Source organism: Pseudoalteromonas sp. CO109Y, from assembly GCF_004208935.1.
GTDB lineage: Bacteria > Pseudomonadota > Gammaproteobacteria > Enterobacterales > Alteromonadaceae > Pseudoalteromonas > Pseudoalteromonas shioyasakiensis.
Genome location: NZ_SGPD01000064.1, coordinates 1 through 255, shown reverse-complemented (window position 1 = coordinate 255; position 255 = coordinate 1). Strand labels below are relative to the sequence as shown.

The window sequence follows — 255 nt, the reverse complement described above, 5'->3', positions numbered from 1 at the left end:
TGCCCAGAGGCGGAATCGAACCACCGACACGAGGATTTTCAATCCTCTGCTCTACCGACTGAGCTATCTGGGCAAAATTTAGTTTTATGCAGAATATCAACAAGGATTTTCAATGCAATTCCCGATGGCTCTACCGAGTGAGCTATCTGGGCATAACAAAAAGCTAGAAGCTTGATGTTTAAATAAATGGTGCCGACTATCCGAGTTGAACGGATGACCTACTGATTACAAGTCAGTTGCTCTACCAACTGAGCT

The 255-nt window shown here is 44.3% G+C and carries 2 tRNA genes; both read right to left on the bottom strand.

What is annotated here, in order from left to right:
- Positions 1 to 73 (bottom strand) — tRNA-Phe (locus tag EXT43_RS20565).
- 114 nt (positions 74 to 187) lie between these two features.
- Positions 188 to 255, bottom strand: a tRNA-Thr gene (locus EXT43_RS20560).